Annotated in this window: 16 protein-coding genes; 9 read left to right on the forward strand and 7 right to left on the reverse strand. The window is 55.7% G+C overall.

Translation table 11 applies throughout. The features are described from left to right. Nucleotides 1-11 precede the first annotated feature (11 nt). Both recF and gyrB read left to right on the forward strand, forming a co-directional pair. Nucleotides 12-1,169, forward strand: coding sequence for a DNA replication/repair protein RecF (gene recF, locus TH25_RS21785; protein ID WP_114090382.1), 1,158 nt, complete (start codon nt 12-14; stop codon nt 1,167-1,169). Nucleotides 1,170-1,195: 26 nt separating this feature from the next. Then, nucleotides 1,196-3,655: a DNA topoisomerase (ATP-hydrolyzing) subunit B gene (gene gyrB, locus TH25_RS21790; protein WP_114090383.1), complete on the forward strand. Its 2,460-nt coding sequence runs from the start codon at nt 1,196-1,198 to the stop codon at nt 3,653-3,655. 100 nt (nt 3,656-3,755) lie between these two features. On the opposite strand, the gene TH25_RS21795 is transcribed toward gyrB, so the two are convergent. Further along, nucleotides 3,756-4,421 carry an O-methyltransferase gene (locus TH25_RS21795; protein ID WP_114090384.1) on the reverse strand — a complete coding sequence of 222 codons (666 nt, stop codon included), beginning with the start codon at nt 4,419-4,421 and terminating at the stop codon, nt 3,756-3,758. Between the two features lie 98 nt (nt 4,422-4,519). Here TH25_RS21795 and TH25_RS21800 point away from each other — a divergent pair, with 98 nt between their 5' ends. The 3 genes from TH25_RS21800 to TH25_RS21815 all read left to right on the forward strand — a co-directional run bounded on the left by TH25_RS21800 (nt 4,520) and on the right by TH25_RS21815 (nt 9,737). Next, complete coding sequence (locus TH25_RS21800) at nt 4,520-5,164, forward strand: TetR/AcrR family transcriptional regulator (protein ID WP_114090385.1); 645 nt, start codon at nt 4,520-4,522, stop codon at nt 5,162-5,164. 184 nt (nt 5,165-5,348) lie between these two features. Further along, a complete protein-coding gene (locus TH25_RS21805; protein ID WP_114090386.1) occupies nt 5,349-7,289 on the forward strand; it encodes a transglycosylase domain-containing protein in 1,941 nt (646 codons plus the stop codon). A 567-nt stretch (nt 7,290-7,856) separates the two neighbouring features. Then, nucleotides 7,857-9,737 (forward strand): transglycosylase domain-containing protein, encoded by a 1,881-nt coding sequence (locus tag TH25_RS21815; protein WP_258549266.1) that lies wholly within the window; start codon nt 7,857-7,859, stop codon nt 9,735-9,737. A gap of 234 nt (nt 9,738-9,971) precedes the next feature. Here TH25_RS21815 and argE read toward each other — a convergent pair whose 3' ends face one another. Genes argE through TH25_RS21835 form a run of 4 tightly spaced genes read right to left on the reverse strand, consistent with a single transcriptional unit; the run spans nt 9,972 to nt 14,226 of the window. After that, nucleotides 9,972-11,147 (reverse strand): acetylornithine deacetylase, encoded by a 1,176-nt coding sequence (gene argE / locus TH25_RS21820; protein ID WP_114090389.1) that lies wholly within the window; start codon nt 11,145-11,147, stop codon nt 9,972-9,974. A 25-nt stretch (nt 11,148-11,172) separates the two neighbouring features. Next, the gene (locus TH25_RS21825) at nt 11,173-12,663 is read right to left on the reverse strand and encodes a tripartite tricarboxylate transporter permease (protein WP_114090390.1); all 1,491 of its coding nucleotides are present in this window, start codon (nt 12,661-12,663) and stop codon (nt 11,173-11,175) included. Between the two features lie 13 nt (nt 12,664-12,676). Further along, nucleotides 12,677-13,201, reverse strand: a complete 525-nt coding sequence (locus TH25_RS21830) for a tripartite tricarboxylate transporter TctB family protein (protein WP_114090391.1) — start codon at nt 13,199-13,201, stop codon at nt 12,677-12,679. Between the two features lie 35 nt (nt 13,202-13,236). Continuing rightward, nucleotides 13,237-14,226 (reverse strand): Bug family tripartite tricarboxylate transporter substrate binding protein, encoded by a 990-nt coding sequence (locus TH25_RS21835; RefSeq protein WP_114090399.1) that lies wholly within the window; start codon nt 14,224-14,226, stop codon nt 13,237-13,239. Between the two features lie 148 nt (nt 14,227-14,374). Between TH25_RS21835 and TH25_RS21840 the strand changes: the two genes are divergently transcribed. Beyond that, nucleotides 14,375-15,280 (forward strand): LysR family transcriptional regulator, encoded by a 906-nt coding sequence (locus TH25_RS21840; protein ID WP_114090392.1) that lies wholly within the window; start codon nt 14,375-14,377, stop codon nt 15,278-15,280. Between the two features lie 26 nt (nt 15,281-15,306). On the opposite strand, the gene TH25_RS21845 is transcribed toward TH25_RS21840, so the two are convergent. Together TH25_RS21845 and TH25_RS21850 are read right to left on the reverse strand one after the other, a co-directional pair. After that, entirely contained in the window at nt 15,307-15,939 is a 633-nt protein-coding gene (locus tag TH25_RS21845) for a LysE family translocator (protein ID WP_114090393.1), read from the reverse strand. A gap of 108 nt (nt 15,940-16,047) precedes the next feature. After that, on the reverse strand, nt 16,048-16,764 hold the full coding sequence (locus tag TH25_RS21850; protein WP_114090394.1) for a M48 family metallopeptidase: 717 nt from the start codon (nt 16,762-16,764) through the stop codon (nt 16,048-16,050). 228 nt (nt 16,765-16,992) lie between these two features. Here TH25_RS21850 and TH25_RS21855 point away from each other — a divergent pair, with 228 nt between their 5' ends. The 3 genes from TH25_RS21855 to TH25_RS25660 form a co-directional block, all read left to right on the forward strand. Next, nucleotides 16,993-18,213, forward strand: coding sequence for an argininosuccinate synthase (locus TH25_RS21855; RefSeq protein WP_114090395.1), 1,221 nt, complete (start codon nt 16,993-16,995; stop codon nt 18,211-18,213). An 81-nt stretch (nt 18,214-18,294) separates the two neighbouring features. Beyond that, complete coding sequence (gene truA / locus TH25_RS21860) at nt 18,295-19,035, forward strand: tRNA pseudouridine(38-40) synthase TruA (RefSeq protein WP_114090396.1); 741 nt, start codon at nt 18,295-18,297, stop codon at nt 19,033-19,035. 267 nt (nt 19,036-19,302) lie between these two features. Next, nucleotides 19,303-20,687 (forward strand): methyl-accepting chemotaxis protein (locus TH25_RS25660; protein ID WP_114090397.1); only part of this gene is annotated, 1,385 nt, incomplete at its 3' end.

Consider the following 20,687-nt stretch of genomic DNA (forward strand, 5'->3'; position numbering starts at 1 on the left):
ACGGTGCGCTTATGACAAACCGTCTTGCTGTTTCCCGTCTCGATCTTGGCGATTTTCGCTGTTATGCCCGGCTGCGTCTGGATATTGGGGCCGGGCCGGTGGTGTTGACCGGGCCGAACGGGGCAGGGAAAACCAATTTGCTGGAGGCCGTTTCGCTTTTGGCGCCGGGCAGCGGTTTGCGACGGGCCAAGTTGGGCGAAATCAGCCGCAATGTGCCGCCCGCCGATGATGGTGCGTTGCGCGCCTGGGCGGTAAGTGCCCAGCTTGAAACGCCAGACGGGCAATATCAGGTCGGATCCGGGCTGGATCCGCAGGCCTTGCGCCAGGGGCGTGAAAGACGGGCCGTTAAAATTGACGGTGAAGCCCAGCGCGGGCAGGCGGCTTTGGGCCGGGTTTGTGCCGCGGTTTGGTTAACACCGCAAATGGACCGCCTGTTTCTGGATGGGCCATCGGCGCGGCGACGGTTTCTGGACCGCCTGGTATACGGTCTGGACCCGGACCATAGCAGCCGGGTTGCCGCATTCGAGCATGGCCTGCGCAGTCGGGCCAGGCTTTTGAAGGAAGGCAAGGCCGATGACAAATGGTTAAACGCCATCGAGGATTCGATGGTGCGTCATGGCATTGCCGTTGTGGTGGCCCGGGCGGACCTATTGGAACGGCTGGTACGGGCTGGAACAATGGCGGTTGGGGCTTTTCCGGCGGCGCGTCTGGCGCTGGCGGGGGACCTTGAAAACTGGCTGGAAAAATTTCCGGCAATCGAGGTTGAAGACCGCATGCGCGCCGCCCTGCGCGACGGGCGGGAACGCGATGCGATGTATGGAGGTGCCGCTGTCGGGCCGCAAAGAAGCGACCTGATGGTGTGGCACGATGCGAAAAACCAGCCCGCGGCGCAATGCTCGACGGGTGAACAAAAGGCGCTTTTGCTGTCCATCGTGATGGCAAATACGCGCCTGCAAAGCCGGGCCCGGGGTGCGGGTCCGCTTTTACTGCTAGATGAAGTGGTTGCCCACCTGGATGCCGAAAGGCGGGGGGACCTCTTTGACGAAATCGTGGCGCTTGGCGTTCAGGCCTGGATGACAGGTACGGACCGGGCGCTTTTTAATGGTCTTGCCGGGCGGGCGCAGTTTTTCAGGGTCGAAGAGGCCCGTGTTTCGCCCGACGAGATGTGATCTGTGACTGCCGAGGTTGTGACGCTATGACCAACGAAACAGAAGCCCCGATTGCTGCCGGACTTAACCCGGAAGAATACGGTGCCGAATCCATCAAGGTCCTGAAGGGCCTGGAAGCGGTGCGCAAGCGGCCGGGCATGTATATCGGGGATACCGATGATGGAACCGGTCTGCATCACATGATCTATGAGGTGGTTGACAACGCCATCGACGAAGCCCTGGCCGGCCATTGTGACCTGGTGCTGGTGCAGCTTAATGGTGATGGTTCGGCAACGATTCGCGACAATGGCCGTGGCATTCCGACCGACATCCACAAGGAAGAAGGCGTTTCCGCCGCCGAGGTCATCATGACCCAGCTTCATGCCGGTGGCAAGTTCGACCAGAATTCCTACAAGGTTTCCGGCGGTTTGCACGGCGTGGGTATTTCGGTGGTGAATGCCTTGTCCACCTTGCTGAAATTGCGCATCTGGCGCAACGGCAAGGAACATTACATGGAATTTTCCGGGGGGGATGCGGTTAAGCCGCTTGAAGTGGTGGGCGATGCACCGATCATGGAAGATGGCAAACCGCTAACCGGCACGGAAGTCACCTTCTATCCCGATGCCGAAATTTTCACCAATACCGAATTCAGCCTTTCCACCTTGGAACATCGCCTGCGCGAACTGGCGTTTTTGAATTCCGGCGTGTTTCTGTCGTTGCGCGATGAACGCAGCAGCGAGCCGACCGAAATCAAATTGCATTACGAAGGCGGGATTCGGGCGTTTGTCGAATATCTCGACCGTTCCAAAACCCGTCAGATCGAAGAGCCGATCAGCATTGAAGGTGAAAAAGACGGCATTACCGTTGAAGTCGCCCTGCAATGGAATGACAGCTATCACGAAACCACGCTGTGTTTTACCAACAATATTCCCCAGCGCGACGGCGGGACGCATATGGCCGGTTTTCGGGCTGCGTTGACCCGTCAAATCAACCATTACGCCCAGGAAAGCGGGATTGCCAAAAAGGAAAAGGTCTCGCTGTCGGGCGATGATGCCCGCGAAGGCCTGACCTGTGTGATCTCGGTAAAGGTGCCGGACCCCAAATTTTCGTCCCAGACCAAGGACAAGCTGGTGTCGTCTGAAGTGCGCCCGGTTGTGGAAAACATCCTCAATGACAAGTTGTCACAATGGCTGGAAGAGCACCCGCAGGATGCCCGCAAGATTGTCGGCAAGGTTGTCGAGGCGGCAACGGCCCGCGAAGCCGCACGCAAGGCGCGCGAACTGACCCGCCGCAAAGGGGCGCTGGATATTTCATCCCTTCCCGGCAAACTTGCCGATTGCCAGGAACGCGACGCGTCCAAAGCCGAACTGTTCATCGTCGAGGGTGATTCCGCAGGTGGATCGGCCAAACAGGGCCGCGAACGGGGGTTCCAGGCGATTTTGCCGCTGCGTGGTAAAATCCTGAACGTGGAACGGGCGCGGTTTGACAAAATGCTGTCCAGTCAGGAAATCGGCACGCTGATTACCGCCCTGGGGACTGGCATTGGCCGCGATGATTTTAATATCGAAAAAATCCGCTATCACAAAATCATCATCATGACGGACGCCGACGTTGACGGTGCGCATATTCGTACACTGCTCTTGACGTTCTTCTATCGTCAGATGCCCGAGCTGATCGAACGCGGCTATCTTTACATCGCCCAGCCGCCGCTTTATCGCGCGAAACGCGGTAATTCTGTCCAGTATCTCAAGGGCGACCGCGAGATGGAACAGTATTTGACCGCGCAGGGCACCGAGGATGCGGTGCTGACCCTTGCCAATGGCACCCAATATGCCGCAGCCGACCTTATTCGTATTGTCGAACTGGCGCGCAAGGCAAAGGGGCTGTTGGAACCGCTGTCGCTTAAACTGCCGATTTCGGTTCTGGAACAGGCGGTGCTGGCGGGGGCGCTGAACCCGGCATTGCTTGATGACGACCAGAAGCGTCTTGAATCAGCCCAGACTCTGGCCGCCCATCTTGATACTCTGGCCGAAGACTTTGACCGCGGCTGGAAAGGCGAGGCGCCGCTTGATCAGTTGGTGGTGTGGCGGATGTTGCGCGGTGTTGAGGAACGCTATGTGATTGATGCCAATATCCTGCGTTCGGCAGAAAGCCGTGCGCTGGCCGGTTTGATTGGTGATCTGCGCGAGATTTTCGAGGAAGGGTCGGAATTTGGCGCCAAGGACAAGGTCTGGAAAATCCACGGCCCGGTCGATCTCGTCAATGCGGTGATGGAATATGGCCGTCGTGGCATTGCGGTTCAGCGTTATAAAGGTCTGGGAGAAATGAACCCGGACCAGCTTTGGGAAACCACGCTGGACCCGAATGTCCGTTCGCTGTTGCAGGTGAAAGTCGAACATGCGGACGAAGCCGAAGAGGTTTTCTCGACCCTGATGGGCGATATTGTTGAGCCGCGCCGCGACTTTATTCAAAGCAACGCCTTGAAGGTTGCCAACCTGGACGTGTGATGCGTCAGGAAACCTCTTGTAAGGTCTTCGCTTTTTGTCGGATTTGATGACCCTTTGCCGGACACGGTAAAGGGTCATTTTTTGATGTGATATCCAATAATTAGAGCCGGACAGAAAGTTCGACATCTTCATCAAACGGCAGCGACAGATAGCCTCGTGAGGGGGAGCGTACGATTTCGAGGTAATCGGGGCAATAATCGACATTATCCGCAAAGATCAGCGCCCCCGGGGCCAGGTGCGGTTCCACCAGTGCCAGAATTTCGGGATAAATCGCCTTGGCCCCATCAAGTAGCAATAGATCAATCGATTCCGGCAAATCTTCCGCCAGGGTTTTCAGGGCATCGCCCTGGCGAATTTCGACCAGATCCAGCAGTCTGGCTTCTGTCAGATGATCGCGGGCGCGGGCCAGTTTGGTGGGCTCAAATTCCGTCGTTAGCAAATATCCACCGCCGTTATCGCGCAGGGCGGCTGCCAGGTGGATGGTGGAAATGCCAAAGGATGTGCCAAATTCGACAATCGTTTTGGCTCCTGAACTGCGCGCCAGCATATAAAGCAGCATGCCGGTTTTGCGCGAAACGGGCAGGGCCAGGTTTTTAAGCTGGCCATACAGGTCCAGATAGTCGGTTTTGCTGCGCATCAGGCGGTCGCGTTCCTCTTTTCCGACTGCCGCAATGGCCGGGTCTGCTGATGGCGGGTTTTCTGCTGCCGCACGAAACAGCCGGTCGAGCAGGGGGGCGACGGGGGCGCTGGTCAGGGTATTGATCATCGCATTTAATTCTCCGGTTTGCTTGTGCGTTGTTTTGCGCTAGAGCTAAAAATACGACGAATTATTCGCGTTTCATATTCGCATTGCCGGAGACCCTTATGAGTAAAGCTGAAAACGCCCGGATTTCTGCGCGGAAAACGCCCAAACAGGCGCGATCAGCCGACCTTGTTGCCACCATTCTGGAGGCGGCCACTCAGGTTTTGGCGCAGGAAGGCGCACAGCGTTTTACAACCGCCCGCGTTGCCGAGCGGGCCGGGGTCAGCATCGGCTCGCTTTATCAGTATTTTCCCAACAAGGCGGCGATCCTGTTTCGGTTGCAAAGCGATGAATGGCGACAAACCCATGACCTGCTTTTGGAAATTCTCAAGGATGCCAGCCAGCCCCCTCTGGCGCGGTTGCGCGCACTGGTGCATGCTTTTGTGCGTTCCGAATGTGACGAGGCCGATATGCGTGTGGCCCTGAATGACGCGGCCCCGCTTTATCGCGATGCGCCCGAGGCCCACGCGGCGCGCGCCCGAGGAAGCCAGGCGATGATGGATTTTCTGGCAGAAACCCTGCCTGATTGCCCGGCGCACACACGCGAACTGGCAAGCGAGCTGATCGCCACGACCCTGAGTTCGGTTGGGAAAAATTTTTCGGAAACACCACGCAGTGCGGATGAAATCACCGCCTATTCCGAGGCCCTGGCCGACATGTTGTGTGGATATGTTGCCAGCCTTGCCATTCGTGTTGACTGGCAGTAACGCCCTTTGCCAATGAAGCCTTTGCCCGAAAGCATCCAGATACGCGCCCTTATCCCGGTTTGACTTGAAGCATGGTGGGATCGGCCCTTGTCTGCTACGATTTGTTAAGCCATTGAGCGTTTACTCGAAAAAGCAAAATAAACCGGCGATATAAGCGGATTGGGCAGATTGGGCAGATTGGGACGTGGACGAAAATAACCAGACGAAAAAAAGCGGCGTTGCGGCCGCGCAAGCAGCCGTCAAGGAAATCGAAGATCGGGAGCGACGTGAAATCCGTCGCCGTAAAAGGCGTATCCTGCTGGCGATAATCGCCTTTATTTTGCTGATATTGGCGGGCATTGCGACATTATTGACGCTATCGATCCGCAGTCAGCTTGATTTCAGTCGCAAGGCCGACCGCAGCCCCACTGTGCAGATTGCCGATTTTAGTGGCACCATCATGACAAATGTTCAGGGGCATTATAGCCAGGATGTGTCGCTGATAACCTTTCCCGAGCGATTGCAGCGTGTTTTTATTGTCGCTGCGGATCCCGGTTTTTATCATCATTTTGGCGCAGGTTTTAGCGATGTCATGCGCATCCTGTCGGGGGATGCGGCACCGGGCTCCACCATTACCATGAAGGTGGCACGCAGTTTTTTTGAGGTGCCGGCGTCCGGGTCAATCCGCAATCTGGAGGAAATGCTGGTTGCTTTGTGGCTGGAAGCGCGTTTTGACAAGGATACGATCCTGCGGTCCTATCTGGAACGTCGTTATGTTGGCTCCGGCATTTTTGGCATTACGGCGGCCTCGCGTATTTTCTATGGCGTTCCGGCCCATAAAATGTCTTTGCATCAGGCGGCCGTGTTGGCCGCCGCGATGAATGACCCTGCCCGTCTTAATCCCCTGCAGTTTCCCAGGGCATCGGCGCAGGCGGCCAATATTATTTTGCAAAAAATGGCGACCGGCAACACATTGACCGCAGCGCAAATTAACGCCCTGATGCGCGATGTTCCGCAACTGGAGCCGCGTTCCGCACGCGAAGACGGCCAAGAGCAATATGTGATAGATCTGGTGATGGATGAAGTTGCCCGGCGTGTGGGCTATACCAGCAAGGATTTGCAGGTTGTCACCAGCATAGACCATGATCTGCAGGAAATGGCGCAAAGTGCTGTCAACGAGGTCAGTCGTGTGCGCCTTCGGCCCCGTGGGGCGGACCAGGCCGCCCTTTTGGCAATCAGCCCGGACGGCCGGGTGCGGGCAATGGTTGGCGGCACACAGTATGACCCGGTATCGCGCAATCGGGCCTGGAATGTCGGGCATTATCCGGGGCGGATGATTAAGATTTTGCCCTATTATTATGCCCTGAATGAAAACCCGGACCCGGCGCAATGGGTGCCCGATACCCGCAGGGAAGTAGAAGGCTGGAAACCGGTAAATCCGGACCGGCAATATCGTGGTCAGGTTCCGTTGCGCGATGCCTTTGCCCGCGATGTCAATACCGTGCCGGTGGAACTGACCCATAAATTCGGCTTGGAAAACATGCGTGATTTTGCCAGAAAGGTTGGCATCCAAAGCCCGCTTTCCAATGATATTCGCACGGTGGTTGGCCTGGACCCGGTAACGCTGCCCGATATTGCCCGCCTGCATACGCTGTCGCTGAATGGCGGGATTTCGCCCGATATTACCCTGATCAATGAAATTCGATCGACCGCAGAAGGGCACCCTTTGCTTTATGAGCGTGTGACACGCAAAAAAGACAAAGTGCTGACCGATGAGGCGATGCTGGCGGTGAACAGTATGCTGGCTGGCGTCACGGACCCGCAGGTGCGTCTGGATCGGCCCTTTGTTGGTTTTGGTGCGCGGGCCGGGCGCGGGAGTGATGCGTGGTTTGCCGGTTTCACGGCCGATCTTTATGCAGTTGTGTGGGTGGGCAATGATGACGGCAGCCCGGCGCAGTCCATTCGCCCGGATGTCGAGGTGGCATCACTCTGGCGCTTATTCATGCTTGATGCGTCGCAGGGATTTTCCATTCGTTCGGTGGCGCGCGGCACCAGCCAGCGCCTGATCGAACAGGATGGCGTGAGTGACATGTGGAAGCGCCACTGGGTTGATCCCAATCCGCCGCTGCAAAATAATAATCCATAACGTCATGACAATTATTGTCATACTGTTTCTGCCTTTCTGCCCGCTTCGGCTGGCAGCGGGACGCATTCTCATTGTTCAAATTTTAGATCATCGTGACGATACGTGTGTTAAACTGTTGCGTGTTTTGGGGTAAGGGGGGCTGCGGATGGCTCGGGCTTCAGGTTGATGGCGCTGGCCCGTCCGGACAGCGAATATCTTCAAGACATGGAACAGTGATTGTGCGATGAAGGTCATCCGGTTTTCGGCATTGGCCCGGGTCAGTATGTAATTTTTGATGCTGTCCTTCCGGGCAATGGGCGAAACAGCCGGTCTGGTTTTGTGTGAAACCGGGCCTTTGAGGGTGATGTGCCCTTCCGGGATATTGCATGTGCATGTGTTTCTTTTTGGGGGCCTGTATTGACGGGCTTTTATGCCTGTTGGCGATGAATTCAGGTTTTGAGGACGATTTTGGCGAAGCGACCAACCCGTAACAGTTCCACGACGCCCCGCCGCCGGGCACCGCGGAAAACCGCAGGACGCAGCTCTTCGCGCAGGCGCCGCGGGCAGAAAAAATCACTGGGCAGTCTTTTGCGGGCTTTTGTTCCGCGCCCGATGATGCTGGCCCGCGTCATGATGGTGTTGGCGATCTGGTCGGTGGTGCTGTGTGGCGGGCTTGTGGCCTATTACGGGTATGATCTGACCAACAAGATCGATTTCAATGTTGCCACTCAGCGAAAACCGCTGGTGCGCATCATGAGCATTGACGGGGTTAATCTGGCCAATTACGGCGACCGTTATGGCCGCCCGGTGGAAGTTGGTGATTTGCCCGATTATGTCGGCCAGGCCTTTGTCTCGATCGAGGATCGGCGATTTTACCAGCATTTTGGCATTGATGTGATCGGCATTGCCCGCGCCTTTGTGCAAAATATCTGGCGTGGTCGCATTGCCCAGGGGGGCAGCACCATTACCCAGCAGCTTGCCAAAAACCTGTTTTTGTCGCCCGAACGCAGCTATGGCCGCAAGGTCGAGGAAGTTTTGCTGTCCCTGTGGCTGGAGATCAAATTTACCAAACGCCAAATCCTGTCGCTGTATCTGAATCGTATTTATTTTGGCTCTGGCGTGTATGGCATTGATGCGGCGGCCCGGCAGTATTTTGGGGTTGATCCCCGCCGTTTGTCGCTTTACCAGGCCGCAGTCCTGGCCGGTTTGCCCAAGGCACCCAGCCGCTATAACCCGCTGATCGCCCCCAGGGAGGCGGCAAAGCGGGCCAATCAGGTGATTGCCGCCATGCGCGATACCGGTGCCATTACGGCCCGGCAGGCAGATGCAAACCGTTTTGATAGCGTTACAACATCATCAGCCTCGGGCCGGGGCGGGCCGAATGTGCGCTATTTCACCGACTGGGTTCTGGACCGTGTGACCGATTATGTCGGGTATCATGACCAGGATATGGTGGTGTATACGACCCTTGATTCCGGTTTGCAGGCCTCGGCCGAGGATGCAGTCAACCGTGTGCTGGATAGCCGGGAAGCCGACAGGCGCAAGGTTTCGCAAGGGGCACTGGTTGCCATGACACCCGACGGGTCGGTGCGGGCGATGGTGGGCGGAAAGAACTTTTTCCAAAGCCAGTATAATCGCGTCACCCAGGCCAAACGGCAGCCGGGGTCGGTGTTCAAGCTGTTTGTCTATCTGGCGGCACTTGAAGACGGCATGCGTGCCGATGACTGGATGCGCGATGAACCTTATAGCGTCAATGGCTGGAGCCCGCGCAATTTTGACCGGCAGCATCATGGCACCCTGTCACTGCGCGATGCGGTGGCCTCGTCCAATAACGTGATTGCGGTTGAAGTGGCGATGAAAACCGGGCTTGGCCACGTTATTGATATGGCCCACAAACTGGGGGTATCGTCGGATCTGCCTGCCGAACCCAGCCTGGCGCTGGGGACCAGTGAAGTCTCGCTTTTGGAAATGACAACTGCCTATGCCATTGTTTCGAATGGCGGATTTAATATTTATCCGCACGCGATTACCAAAATTGTCGGGCAGAATGGCGAGGTGTTGTATGAACGCGAGGGGGGCTATATGACCCGCATTCTCAACCCGGTGACAGCCGGGGAAATGAACAATATGCTGGCCGCCGTCATGGCGAAGGGAACCGGCAAAAACGCCCTTCTGGACCGGCCGGCGGCAGGTAAAACCGGCACCACATCGGATTATCGCGATGCCTGGTTTGTCGGTTACACCGCAGACCTGGTGGCGGGTGTGTGGCTGGGTAATGATAATGGATCACCGATGGATAACGTTACGGGCGGGGGCCTGCCGGCTGAAATGTGGAAATCCTTTATGCTGCATGCCCATCAGGATTTGCCGGTGCGATCGCTGGGCAAGGCGGCCTCCATGCGGGCCATCCGTATGGGGGAGGATGATAGCTGGAAGCAATTCAATTCCGGCTTTACCGGTAAACGTTGATCGCAAAAGACCATAATGGGGGGTGTTGACGCCCGATTGCGCCCCGCAAAAAAAGGGCCGGATGCCAATGGGAGGCAATCCGGCCAAGGGAAGGCATTGCAGGTTTCAGAAGGGAGTTGTCTGAAACCCGTAGGAAGGCCTTGACGGTGCATTAATCCGAGGGGGCACGCGGGGAGAAGTGCGTGAGATCAGATTAACGGGGTGTCACATCATCAAAGCCCTGTTCAGGTGGTTTTAGGCAACCGCCTGATCACCCAGCTTTTTCAGAAAAGCCAGGCATTCGTCGAGCTGGGAGATCTCGACAAATTCGTTGCGTTTGTGGGCTTGCGCGATCGAGCCGGGACCACAGATGATCGAGGGAATATTACCCTGCTTTTCAAAGATCCCGCCTTCGGAACCATAGGAAACCTTGCCCGAAACCTCGTCGATGATGTTGCGCACAAAGGCGAAGCTTTCGGCCCCGGTGCAATCGCCCATGCCGGGATAATGAAAGATTTCTTCCCATTCAAAGCCGGTATCGGCTTCGCGGGCTTTCATTTCGGTTTCGAGCGTTTCGGTGACACGCGTCTTGATCTGTTCGATCACGCTGGCGGCATCGTGGTCGGGCAGATGGCGAATTTCAAAGGTGAATTCGCAGCAATCCGGTGTCACATTGGTGGCCGTCCCGCCGGAAATGGTGGTGGTCAGCATGGTGCTGTGTGGCACGGTGAAATCGGGGTCAAACGGACCATTGGTTTCAAATTCGCGTGCGACATCGGAAATCATGGCAATGGCGCGCGAGGCATATTCAATGGCATTGACGTGATGTGGCGCAAAGGACGAATGCCCGGCGGTGCCTGTCACGGTCACGCGCATGGAATATTTGCCCTTTTGGCCGTTAATCACCTTCATTTCGGTTGGCTCGCCAATGACGGCCAAACGCGGCGGATGATCGATTTTTGCCAGATGATCTACCATGCTGCCAACACCCAGACACCCGACTTCCTCGTCATAGGACAGGCAAATATGAAACGGAATCGCCAGATCCTGTTTGACCAGGTCGGGCACGGTGGCCAGCACACAGGCGGCAAAGCCTTTCATGTCGGCCGTGCCACGGCCAAACAGTTTGCCGTCGCGCTCTGTCATGTCAAAGGCGGGGCTGATCCAGCCCTTTTCCAGGGCAGGCACCACATCGGTATGGCCGGAAAGAACAATACCGGGCACGTCCTTGGGCCCAATGGTGGCCAGCAGATTGGCCTTTTCGCCTGTTTCATCATAAAACAGGGTCGTTTCGATATCGTATTGTGCCAGGTAATCCTGCACATACCGGATCAGGCCGAGATTCGAGTTTTTGCTGGTCGTGTCAAACGCCACCAGTTTGCCAAGAATATCAATGGCAAGATGCAGGCGGGACATGTTTGTTTGTGTCATTTTTTTCAGCTTCTTGTGTCTCGAATTAATTGGTGGCGCGGCTTGTGCTGCGCCATTTTTGCCATTCGCGGCGAATGGTCAGGGCCACGAACAGAATGGTCAGGGCAAAGAAACCCCATGAAATCCAGGACTGGAAGAACACGCCAATATCCCCGCGCGAAATCGCCAGCGACCGGCGCATATTGTCTTCAAACATCGGGCCGAGGATGAAGGCGATCAGGAAGGGGGCGGCCGGGATGTTCAGCACCATCATGACAAAGCCGACAATCCCCATCACCAGCAGCACCGCGACGTCAAACGGGCTGGATGCCACCGAATAAATGCCAAACACACACAGAATGACGATGCAGGGCAGCAGCAATTGCTGGGGAATGCGCGAGATCTTGGCAAAGCCAAAAGCAGTGAGAGTGCCCGCGACAAACAGGAAGGCCGAGCTAAACAGCATGCCGATAAACAGCGAATAAACCTCGCCGATATTGTTCTGGAATAACATCGGGCCGGGGGTCAGGCCGTGGATCATGAAGGCACCAAGCATCACACCCGTAATCACATCGCCCGGCACACCAAGGGCCAGAAGCGGGATCATGGTGGCACCACAGCAGCCGTTATTGGCTGATTCCGATGCGGCAATGCCTTCCAGCTCGCCTTCGCCAAAGCGGTCGCCGTTTTTCGAGGTCCGGCGCGCTTCGCTATAGGAAAAGAAGGCGGCAGTGGACGGGCCAATACCGGGTATGGCCCCCAGGATCACACCAATAAAGCTGCCGCGGATGATGGATTTTATGCTGCCTTGAAATTCCTTGAAGCTCAGGCGGTTATCGCCCAGTTTCATGGCCTGGGTGTCTTCCTCGGGCCGGAAAACCGCCAGTTTGATCATTTCGGGCAGGGCAAACAGGCCAATCAGAACCGGCACAACGCCAAGGCCGCTTTTCATGTCTTCGGTTACGGCAAAACGGAACGAGCCATACATGTCCTCGCCAACCGTTGCCAGCAGCAGGCCAAGGCAGGCCGAAATAATACCCAGCAACAGCGAACGCCCGGAAATACTGGCAACGATGGTCAGCGAAAAGGCCATCAGCATGAAATATTCCGGCGGACCAACCCGCAGGGCAAACATTGCCAGTGGCGCTGCCAGAAAGATCAGCGAAATGTTGGAAATAAAGTCGCCAATGCAGCTTGAGACCAGCGCCATGTTCAGCGCCTTGCCACCTTTGCCAGCGCGGGCCAGTGGATAACCGTCCAGCACGGTACAGGCCGCCGATGCGGTGCCGGGTGTTTTGATCAGGATCGCCGAAATCGAGCCGCCATAGGTTGAGCCTTTGTACAGCGCAACCAGCAGCAGAAGGCTTGTGACCGGTGGCAGATAAAAGGTAAAGGGCAGTGCGAGGGTAACAGCCATTGTCCCGGTCATGCCGGGGATGGCACCGATAATGACCCCACCCCAGATCCCGGCAGCCATTGCAACAAAATTGGGCAGTGTTGCGACGGCGAAAAAAGCGCCTAGCAATTCATTCCACATGGTTATTTTCTCGTCAGATCAGGTGCAGCAGACGGGCAAGGGAAAACCATTTGCCGTGCGGGAAGGGGGTGTGGGTGATTTCGGTGAAAATCACATAAAGAAAAATCGGGAAAAGCAGGGTCAGGCCGATCATCCATGCCCGTTTGGAAAAATCACCGGTCATGATGAACAGGAAGGCCAGCAATGCCATTGTCGCCGTCAGAAAGCCGATTTTGGGCATCAGATAGACAAAAATCGCAAAACCGAGGCCCATCCAGATAAAGCGGTAAATGAAAACGCGATTGGCGCGCAAATAGGCCCCAACGGAAAGAACTTTTTTGCCCGATTGGCGGCGCATTTTCGGCACCGCCAGTACCAGGGCCATCACCCCCATGACAAGGCCGACCCAGCCAATAACGCGGGGCCACATGTCAGGGGGTGGGGCAAACCCCGGAATAAAAGACGGAACCCGAACATAAACCGGGATCAAAACAAACAGAACAAGGGCAAAAAATGCCGTCGCCACCAGTCCGGTGTAAAAATCGCGGTTCGGGGTCATGGTTCCGCCTCGCATCCTAAAAACGGGGTGAAATCTTACTGGATATAGCCAAATTTCTTGGCCAGACCGTGATACAGGTCGTATTGCGACTTGACGAAAGCCGACGGGTCTTCATCACCGATAACCGAGATGGAACCGCGTTTTGCTGCCAGATCAAGCCACTGTTCGTTGGTGGCAACCTTGCCCAGAATGTCTTTCCATTTGGCAACGACATTTTCCGGCAGGCCTTTGGGGGCGTAAAGGCCGCTCCAGCCGCCAACCTGGGCTGCGGTGGCGTAACCCAGTTCCTTTGCGGTCGGAACGTCGGGCAGGTCCGCCATGCGTTTGGGCGCATAAACCATCAGGGCCCGCATTTTGCCAGCCTGGATATGGGGCATCAGCGAACCGGCCGAAATGGCAAGGAAATCAACATGGTTGCCCAGAAGGGCTGCTGCCAGGGCGCCGCCGCCTTTATACGGCACCAGGGTGGATGCGCTTAACGGGTCAAGACCGGCATCCGACAGCAGGGCCTGGACCGAGAAACCGTCAATCGCGGTCGGGCCGGAGGCAGCATAGGTGGTGCCACCATTGCTTTCCTTGATCTTGGCGATCAGGTCATCAACCGTTTTGATGTCGGATTCGGCATTAACAGCCAGGATCATCGGGGTGGCTTCGAGAATACCAAGGAAGGTGTAGTCATCCCAGCCAACCGGGCTGTCGGTGTAAACCGCCGGATAAAGGGCCATGCCTACGCGCGAGAGCAGCAGGGTGTATCCATCCGGGTCGGATTCGGTGACAAAGCGGGCGCCGTTCATGCCGCCATTGCCGGTTTTGTTGACCACAACGATGGGCTGGCCATCAGTGTAGTTGCGTGCGGTTTCTGCCAGCGCACGACCAGCCAGGTCCGATGCCCCGCCGGCCCCATAAGGCACGACCAGGGTAATGGCTTTGTCAGGATAGGAGTCTGCCTGTGCCGATGATGCAAAGGCTGTTGCAGCTGCAAGGGCTGCAACACCCAATGCAGCTTTCTTCAGATGACGAAACATTTTCATGTCTCCCTGTTGATGGTGGCGTTATTGCCGGGTCGATACTTCTTGTTTTGTGTCTGAAAGATGGCAAACTATAACTAGATAAGCAAAAATTTAATTTCAGTATTACTTATGTAAATACTGAACGAAAGTGGGGGATGCCACCATGAATTTGCGCGAGCTTGAAAGCTTCAATGCTTTCATGACCTATGGCACCGTCAGCAAAGCCGCCGAGGCGATGAATATCAGTCAGCCGATGGTTAGCCGTATGCTGGCAAACCTTGAAAAATCAGTGGGTTTTGCCCTGTTTATCCGCAAGCGCAACCAGCTTGTGGCGACCGAGGAAGCCGTGCAATTCCATTACACGGTCCTGCGCACCCTGAATGGCTTTCGCGATCTTGAAAGCAGTGCGCGTGCCATTGCCAACCAGCAGCTCGGCAGCATTCGCATCGCCGCCCAGCCGATATATGTTGATACCTATCTTCTCGATGTTATTGCGAAATTCAAGGCACAACATCCCAATGTTGCGATCAGTATTACCGATTCGGGCATGGAGGGGGTTTTGGAAATGGTAACACGGCGTGATTGTGACCTGGGCATTGGCATTACGCTTGATCTGATGGACCGGGACGTTGCCATGACTCCCCTTGCGCAATGCCGGGCGGTGTGCCTGGTCCCGCGCGATCACCGGCTGGCCGGGTTTGAAACCATCGATATTGACCTTTTGCGCGGTGAAAAATTTGTTGAACTGACCATTGGCAGCCCGCTGCGCACCAAGGTGGATTATATTTTCCAAATCGCCGGGCGATTGCGCCACATTGCGGTCGAGGCCCGCACGGTGCGCACCATTTCCCGGTTGGTGGAACGCGGTGTGGGCATCGCGATCAGCGATCCGTTTGCGGCCCTGCTGGTTGATCAGGACCGGGTTGTCGCCCGGCCCCTGACCCCGGAAATTTCCTGGGATGTGGCCCTGTTTCATGCCAATCGGGAACTATCAAACGTGCAGCGCAGCTTTTTGGCCTTTTTGCAGGCGGAAATTCCGCATTTGCGGGCCGAAGGCTGCGTTTTGTAACTGAAGGCTGAAGGCGGCGTTCTGCCCTATGCCTTGCGATCAAATGCCAGTTTGGCGGCCAGGGTTAAAAACACACAGCCGGTAAAAATCTGAAAGGCCCGGGTGATTTTGGCAGATCGGGACAGAAATTGCCCCAATTGCCCGGCAAAGCCCCCGACCAGACAATTGATAATGGTGCCGCCGATATTGAGGATCAGACCCAGGATCAGAAATTGCAGCAACACGGACCCGCGTGCCGGATCAACAAATTGCGGCAGAAAGGCCAGCACAAAGACAATGATTTTCGGGTTGAGCAGATTAACGATAATGCCGTCCCGCCATGCGCGCAAGGCCGTCCCGCGCCGGGTTTCGGTGGCAGAAAGTTTTTCGGCTTTACTGCGAAAGGCCTGGATTGCCAGCCACACCAGATAGGATATGCCCGCCCAGCGTAAAACCTGAAAGGCGACAGGATGGGCGGCGAGCAAGGCCGCCAACCCGAGACCGGCCAGAAGTGTGTGAATAAGCGCCCCTGTCGAAATGCCAAAACTGGCCGCCAGCCCCGCCCGCGGCCCGGATTTGATGCCCTGGCCCAGGCAAAACAGCATGTCATTGCCCGGCGTCATGTTTAGGGCCAGCGCCGTTGGCACAAAAATCAGCAATGTTTCATAGGGAATGATCATGGGGGCACCTATTTCGATGGCTTTGATTTGGTGCCTTGATCATGGCGCTGGCCCATGATCAAGGCAAATTGCTTTTTTGCCAGTTCCAGTCTGGCAGGTTTGTCATGATCAATTATCTGCCCCAAACCGGTGCAGGCCGGACCCGTTGCGTTTCAGCCAGTGTTGCTGGCGTGATGACGGGCCATACAGGTCTTCGACCACCTTCCAGAAACGCGCACTGTGGTTGAGTTCCTGCAAATGCGCCACTTCGTGGGCGACAACATAATCCAGCACATCTTCGGGGGCGAGGATCAGCCGCCAGCTAAAGGACAGATTGCCGCCGGACGAACAACTGCCCCAGCGCGTGCGGGTATCCTTGATCGAGATGCGGTTGATTTTTTTGCCAATTTCCCGGGCATAGGCATGGGCACGCGGGGCAATTTCCAGCTTGGCCTGCTTTTTGAGCCAATCGGCGACTCGCCGGTTGCTGTGTTCGGGCGAACCCGAAACCCAGATCACTCCGGCTTCGGCCCAAACGCCGCGTTTGGCATCGGGCACGGCGCGAATGGCATGTTCATGGCCCAACAGCGGTACCCAGGCCCCGGGCACAAACAAAACCCGGTCGGGCAGGCGCGATAAATGTGCCTCGATCCAGTCGGTATGCTGGCGCAGCATGGACAGGGCGGCCTTGCGCGATATGCCGGTCGGGATTACCACTTCGACGCCGTCAAAGCCCGGATCGATGCGCAATTTCAGCCGTGATGCGCGCGCACTGCTGCGCAATCGCACGGGAACAGGGCCCAGGCGTGGCAGGTCAATTTCGGTTTCTTCGATGTTGTGTGTCATATTGCGGTGAATAATCGCCGAATCTGTTAAAAAAGCAGCAAGAATTTACGCGTTTTTACCGGCAGGTGCATCTTGGCCCTTGCCCGCCTCACGGGTTTTCCTATACTCCGCGCGCAAGGTCCAGGGTCCAGATTGGCGAATGTTTCGTTTTGGCCCCCGTGACGATACGGGATGACAGCGAAACCACGCTGCCCCGGCACAACATCGGAAGAAGAAAGGCGTCACAGCATGAGCGATCCGGTTAAGAAGGTGGTGCTTGCCTATTCGGGCGGGCTGGATACCTCCATTATCCTGAAATGGCTGCGCGAACAATATAACTGCGAAGTCGTTACATTTACCGCCGACCTCGGCCAGGGCGAGGAACTGGAACCCGCCCGCAAAAAAGCCGAAATGTTTGGTGTGAAGGAAATTTTCATCGAGGATCTGCGCGAGGAATTCGTGCGCGATTATGTGTTCCCGATGTTCCGCGCCAATGCCCATTATGAAGGTGTTTACCTGCTGGGTACCTCGATCGCGCGTCCGCTGATTGCCAAACGCCAGATCGAAATTGCCGAAATGGTGGGCGCCGATGCGGTGTCGCACGGTGCAACCGGCAAAGGTAACGACCAGGTGCGTTTCGAGTTGGGCTATTACGCCCTGAAACCGGACGTAAAGGTGATTGCGCCGTGGCGCGAATGGGACCTGAATTCCCGTACCATGTTGCTGGATTTTGCCAAAAAGCACCAGATTCCGATTTCGGCAGACAAGCTGGGTGGCGATGAACCCCCCTATTCAACCGATGCCAACCTGCTGCACATTTCCTATGAAGGCAAGGCACTGGAAGACCCGTGGGTGAAGCCGGATGAAAAAATGTTCATTCGTACGGTTTCGCCGCAGAATGCACCCGATGAAATCACCACCATCGAGATTGAATTCGAGCAGGGGGATCCGGTTGCCGTCAATGGCGAACGCATGAGCCCGGCCACTTTGCTGACCAAGCTGAACGAGGTTGCCGGTAAAAACGGCATTGGTCGCCTTGATCTGGTGGAAAACCGTTATGTCGGCATGAAATCGCGTGGCATTTACGAAACCCCGGGCGGCACCATTTTGGCAACGGCGCATCGTGCCATGGAATCGATCACGCTGGACCGTAATGCGGGCCACCTGAAAGACGAGTTGATGCCGCGTTATGCCGAAATGATTTATAACGGTTACTGGTGGTCGCCGGAACGTCAGGCCATTCAGCGCCTGATCGACGAAACCCAGAAAACTGTTAACGGTACCGTCCGCCTTGACCTTTACAAGGGCAATGTCACGGTAACGGGTCGCAAGTCGCCCAATTCGATTTATTCGGAAGCCCATGTGACCTTTGAAGCCGACACCGTTTACAACCAGCGCGATGCCGAAGGCTTCATTAAACTGAACGCCCTGCGCCTGCGCCTTGGTTTTGATCGCAACAGCGTTAAATAAACGCCTGCTGCGATAATATGGTTTTGTGGACGAGGGGTGTTTTGCACCCCTCGTTCTGTTTTCATTCCCCGGATACAGATCATGCAAAGATACAAATGCACCGTCGAATATGATGGGCGCCCCTATCACGGTTGGCAGTATCAGGATGAAGTCATTTCGGTTCAGCAGGTGTTTGAAACGGCACTGGAAAAGCTGGCGGGAACCTTTGTGCGCGTTTATGTATCCGGCCGCACCGATGCCGGGGTCCATGCCCTGGGCCAGGTTGTGCATTTTGACCTGGAAAAAACCTATCCCGCCGATGTGGTGATGAATGCGGTCAACCATTACCTGAAACCCGACCCGGTAGCGATTGTGGATGTGGAGCTGGTTGATCAGGAGTTCCACGCCCGTTTTGCCTCGAAAAAGCGGTATTACATGTATCGCATCATCAATCGCCGCCCGCCCCTGACATTTGAGGCCGGGCTGGCCTGGGGGGTGTATAAACCGCTTGATATTCCGGCGATGAATGAAGCCGCACAGTACCTGCTGGGCACGCACGATTTTACCACCTTCCGTGCCACCGAATGCCAGGCCAAAAGCCCGGTCAAAACGCTGGAGCGGCTGGAAGTTGTGGCCGCCGAAGGCCAGGAAATACGCATTTATGCCGAAAGCCGGTCCTTCCTGCATCATCAGGTGCGCAATATGGTGGGCACCCTGGTGCTGGTGGGCAAAGGCAACTGGAAACCGGTGGATGTGAAAACCGCGCTTGAGGCTTGTGACCGTCGTTCTGGTGGTCCAACAGCCCCCGCCGACGGGCTGTATTTTGTGCGCGTTGATTATTAAAGAAAAAGGCGTTAACGCCTGAAATCATCAATCGGATGGTGATTTATTCTTTGATGGTGATCTGGTTTCTTTGTGTTTTTATTTTCTAATTTATCAAAATAGAGCCAGTTTTTTTGCGCAGTTCCTGGTTTTACCTGTGTAAAGTTTCAATTTCTCCTGTACTATAAATTTCTCACCCGATCCCAATAGGTAAGAAATCCGGGAAATGTGCTGCAATGTTATTTGCGGGGGGCAGTTTTACCGGGGTGCGAATGGGAGACATCCAAAATGAAAAATAGCATTGTTTTTAAAGTTACAACGGCGTCGGTTGTAATTTTAATCGTGGGTATCCTGATTCTGGGCGGCGTCATCATGCAGCGTGTTGACCAGCAGGTGAATGATACCAGCCTGCAATCCCAGAAGCTTAATTTGCGTGTGGCATCCATTATCTTTCAGAATGCCTATCCCGATCTGAAAGTGACGATTGATAAATCAGGGGAAACCACCAAACTGGTTATTCCCGCCATTCCCGATCTGTCATCCCATCAAATGATTGATAAAATTGGCCTGGCGACGGGTGAAACCGCAACGGTGTTTCAGTGGGTGCCAGAGAAAAACGATTTTATTCGTGTTTCCACCAACATAATCAAAGCAGATGGCAATCGTGCTGTTGGGACATTTCTGGGTAATGGCAGTGCGGCTTACGGACCGGTGATATCGGGTAAAACCTTTCGCGGTGAAGCGGTTATTCTCGGCAAGGCATATGTGACGCAATATACACCGATCTTTGATCCCGCCGGCAATGTGCAGGGTATTTTGTATGTCGGTATTGAAAAGGCCAAGGTGGCGGCTGTTGCGGGCGCCATTCAAATGCGCATTGCCATTGCCGGGCTGATTGTTGCGGTATTGGCTGCTGTTTTGCTTGTGGTGTTTTTGCGCCGTCAGCTTGGTCCGTTTCATGATCTGGGCGATACGATTGAACAGTTTGTCGATCGCGACTTTTCTGGTGAAGTGCCCCACAGTGATCGTGGCGACGAGGTTGGTATTATTGCCAAGGGGCTGATGCGCTGGCGTGAAACCGCACAACAGATCAATGCTGCCGAGGAAGCCAAATTGCAGGCCGAACGCCAGGCGGCCAAAGCCCGGCAGGACCAGCGCGAGGCCCTGGCAACCGAACTGGATGCGTCGGTCGGTGAAATTATTGCCTCGGTGCGTAAGGCAACGCAGGGCATGGTCAAATCGGCCCGGCAAATGAGTGAATCGGCCCATCATTCCATCACCCAAAGCCGCAATGTCAGCAACGCGGCCAACAATGCCGCCGGGAATGTTCAGACCGTGGCTTCCGCGACCGAGGAACTTTCGGCCTCCATTAACAATATCGGCGGGCAGGTTGATGAATCGACCTCCATTACCACGACCGCTGTCGAGGAGGCCTCGCGGGCCAATGACATGGTCAGTGGCCTGGCGGTTGCGGCCGAACGCATTGGTGAAGTGGTTAATCTGATTAACGAGATTGCCGCGCAAACAAACCTGCTGGCGTTAAATGCCACCATCGAGGCGGCCCGGGCGGGCGAGGCGGGCAAGGGCTTTGCCGTTGTTGCCCAGGAGGTTAAAAATCTGGCCAGCCAGACGGCGAAGGCAACAGATGGACACCCGCAAAAACCTATCGTCAG

The organism is Thalassospira profundimaris (assembly GCF_003326755.1).
Lineage (GTDB): Bacteria > Pseudomonadota > Alphaproteobacteria > Rhodospirillales > Thalassospiraceae > Thalassospira > Thalassospira profundimaris_B.

Excerpts from the sequence above, each read along its gene's own strand:
- recF (WP_114090382.1), top strand. The coding sequence starts at position 12 with ATGACAAACCGTCTTGCTGTTTCCCGTCTCGATCTTGGCGATTTTCGC.
- gyrB (WP_114090383.1), top strand. The coding sequence starts at position 1,196 with ATGACCAACGAAACAGAAGCCCCGATTGCTGCCGGACTTAACCCGGAA.
- TH25_RS21795 (WP_114090384.1), bottom strand. The coding sequence starts at position 4,421 with ATGATCAATACCCTGACCAGCGCCCCCGTCGCCCCCCTGCTCGACCGG.
- TH25_RS21800 (WP_114090385.1), top strand. The coding sequence starts at position 4,520 with ATGAGTAAAGCTGAAAACGCCCGGATTTCTGCGCGGAAAACGCCCAAA.
- argE (WP_114090389.1), bottom strand. The coding sequence starts at position 11,147 with ATGACACAAACAAACATGTCCCGCCTGCATCTTGCCATTGATATTCTT.
- TH25_RS21825 (WP_114090390.1), bottom strand. The coding sequence starts at position 12,663 with ATGTGGAATGAATTGCTAGGCGCTTTTTTCGCCGTCGCAACACTGCCC.
- TH25_RS21830 (WP_114090391.1), bottom strand. The coding sequence starts at position 13,201 with ATGACCCCGAACCGCGATTTTTACACCGGACTGGTGGCGACGGCATTT.
- TH25_RS21835 (WP_114090399.1), bottom strand. The coding sequence starts at position 14,226 with ATGTTTCGTCATCTGAAGAAAGCTGCATTGGGTGTTGCAGCCCTTGCA.
- TH25_RS21840 (WP_114090392.1), top strand. The coding sequence starts at position 14,375 with ATGAATTTGCGCGAGCTTGAAAGCTTCAATGCTTTCATGACCTATGGC.
- TH25_RS21845 (WP_114090393.1), bottom strand. The coding sequence starts at position 15,939 with ATGATCATTCCCTATGAAACATTGCTGATTTTTGTGCCAACGGCGCTG.
- TH25_RS21850 (WP_114090394.1), bottom strand. The coding sequence starts at position 16,764 with ATGACACACAACATCGAAGAAACCGAAATTGACCTGCCACGCCTGGGC.
- TH25_RS21855 (WP_114090395.1), top strand. The coding sequence starts at position 16,993 with ATGAGCGATCCGGTTAAGAAGGTGGTGCTTGCCTATTCGGGCGGGCTG.
- truA (WP_114090396.1), top strand. The coding sequence starts at position 18,295 with ATGCAAAGATACAAATGCACCGTCGAATATGATGGGCGCCCCTATCAC.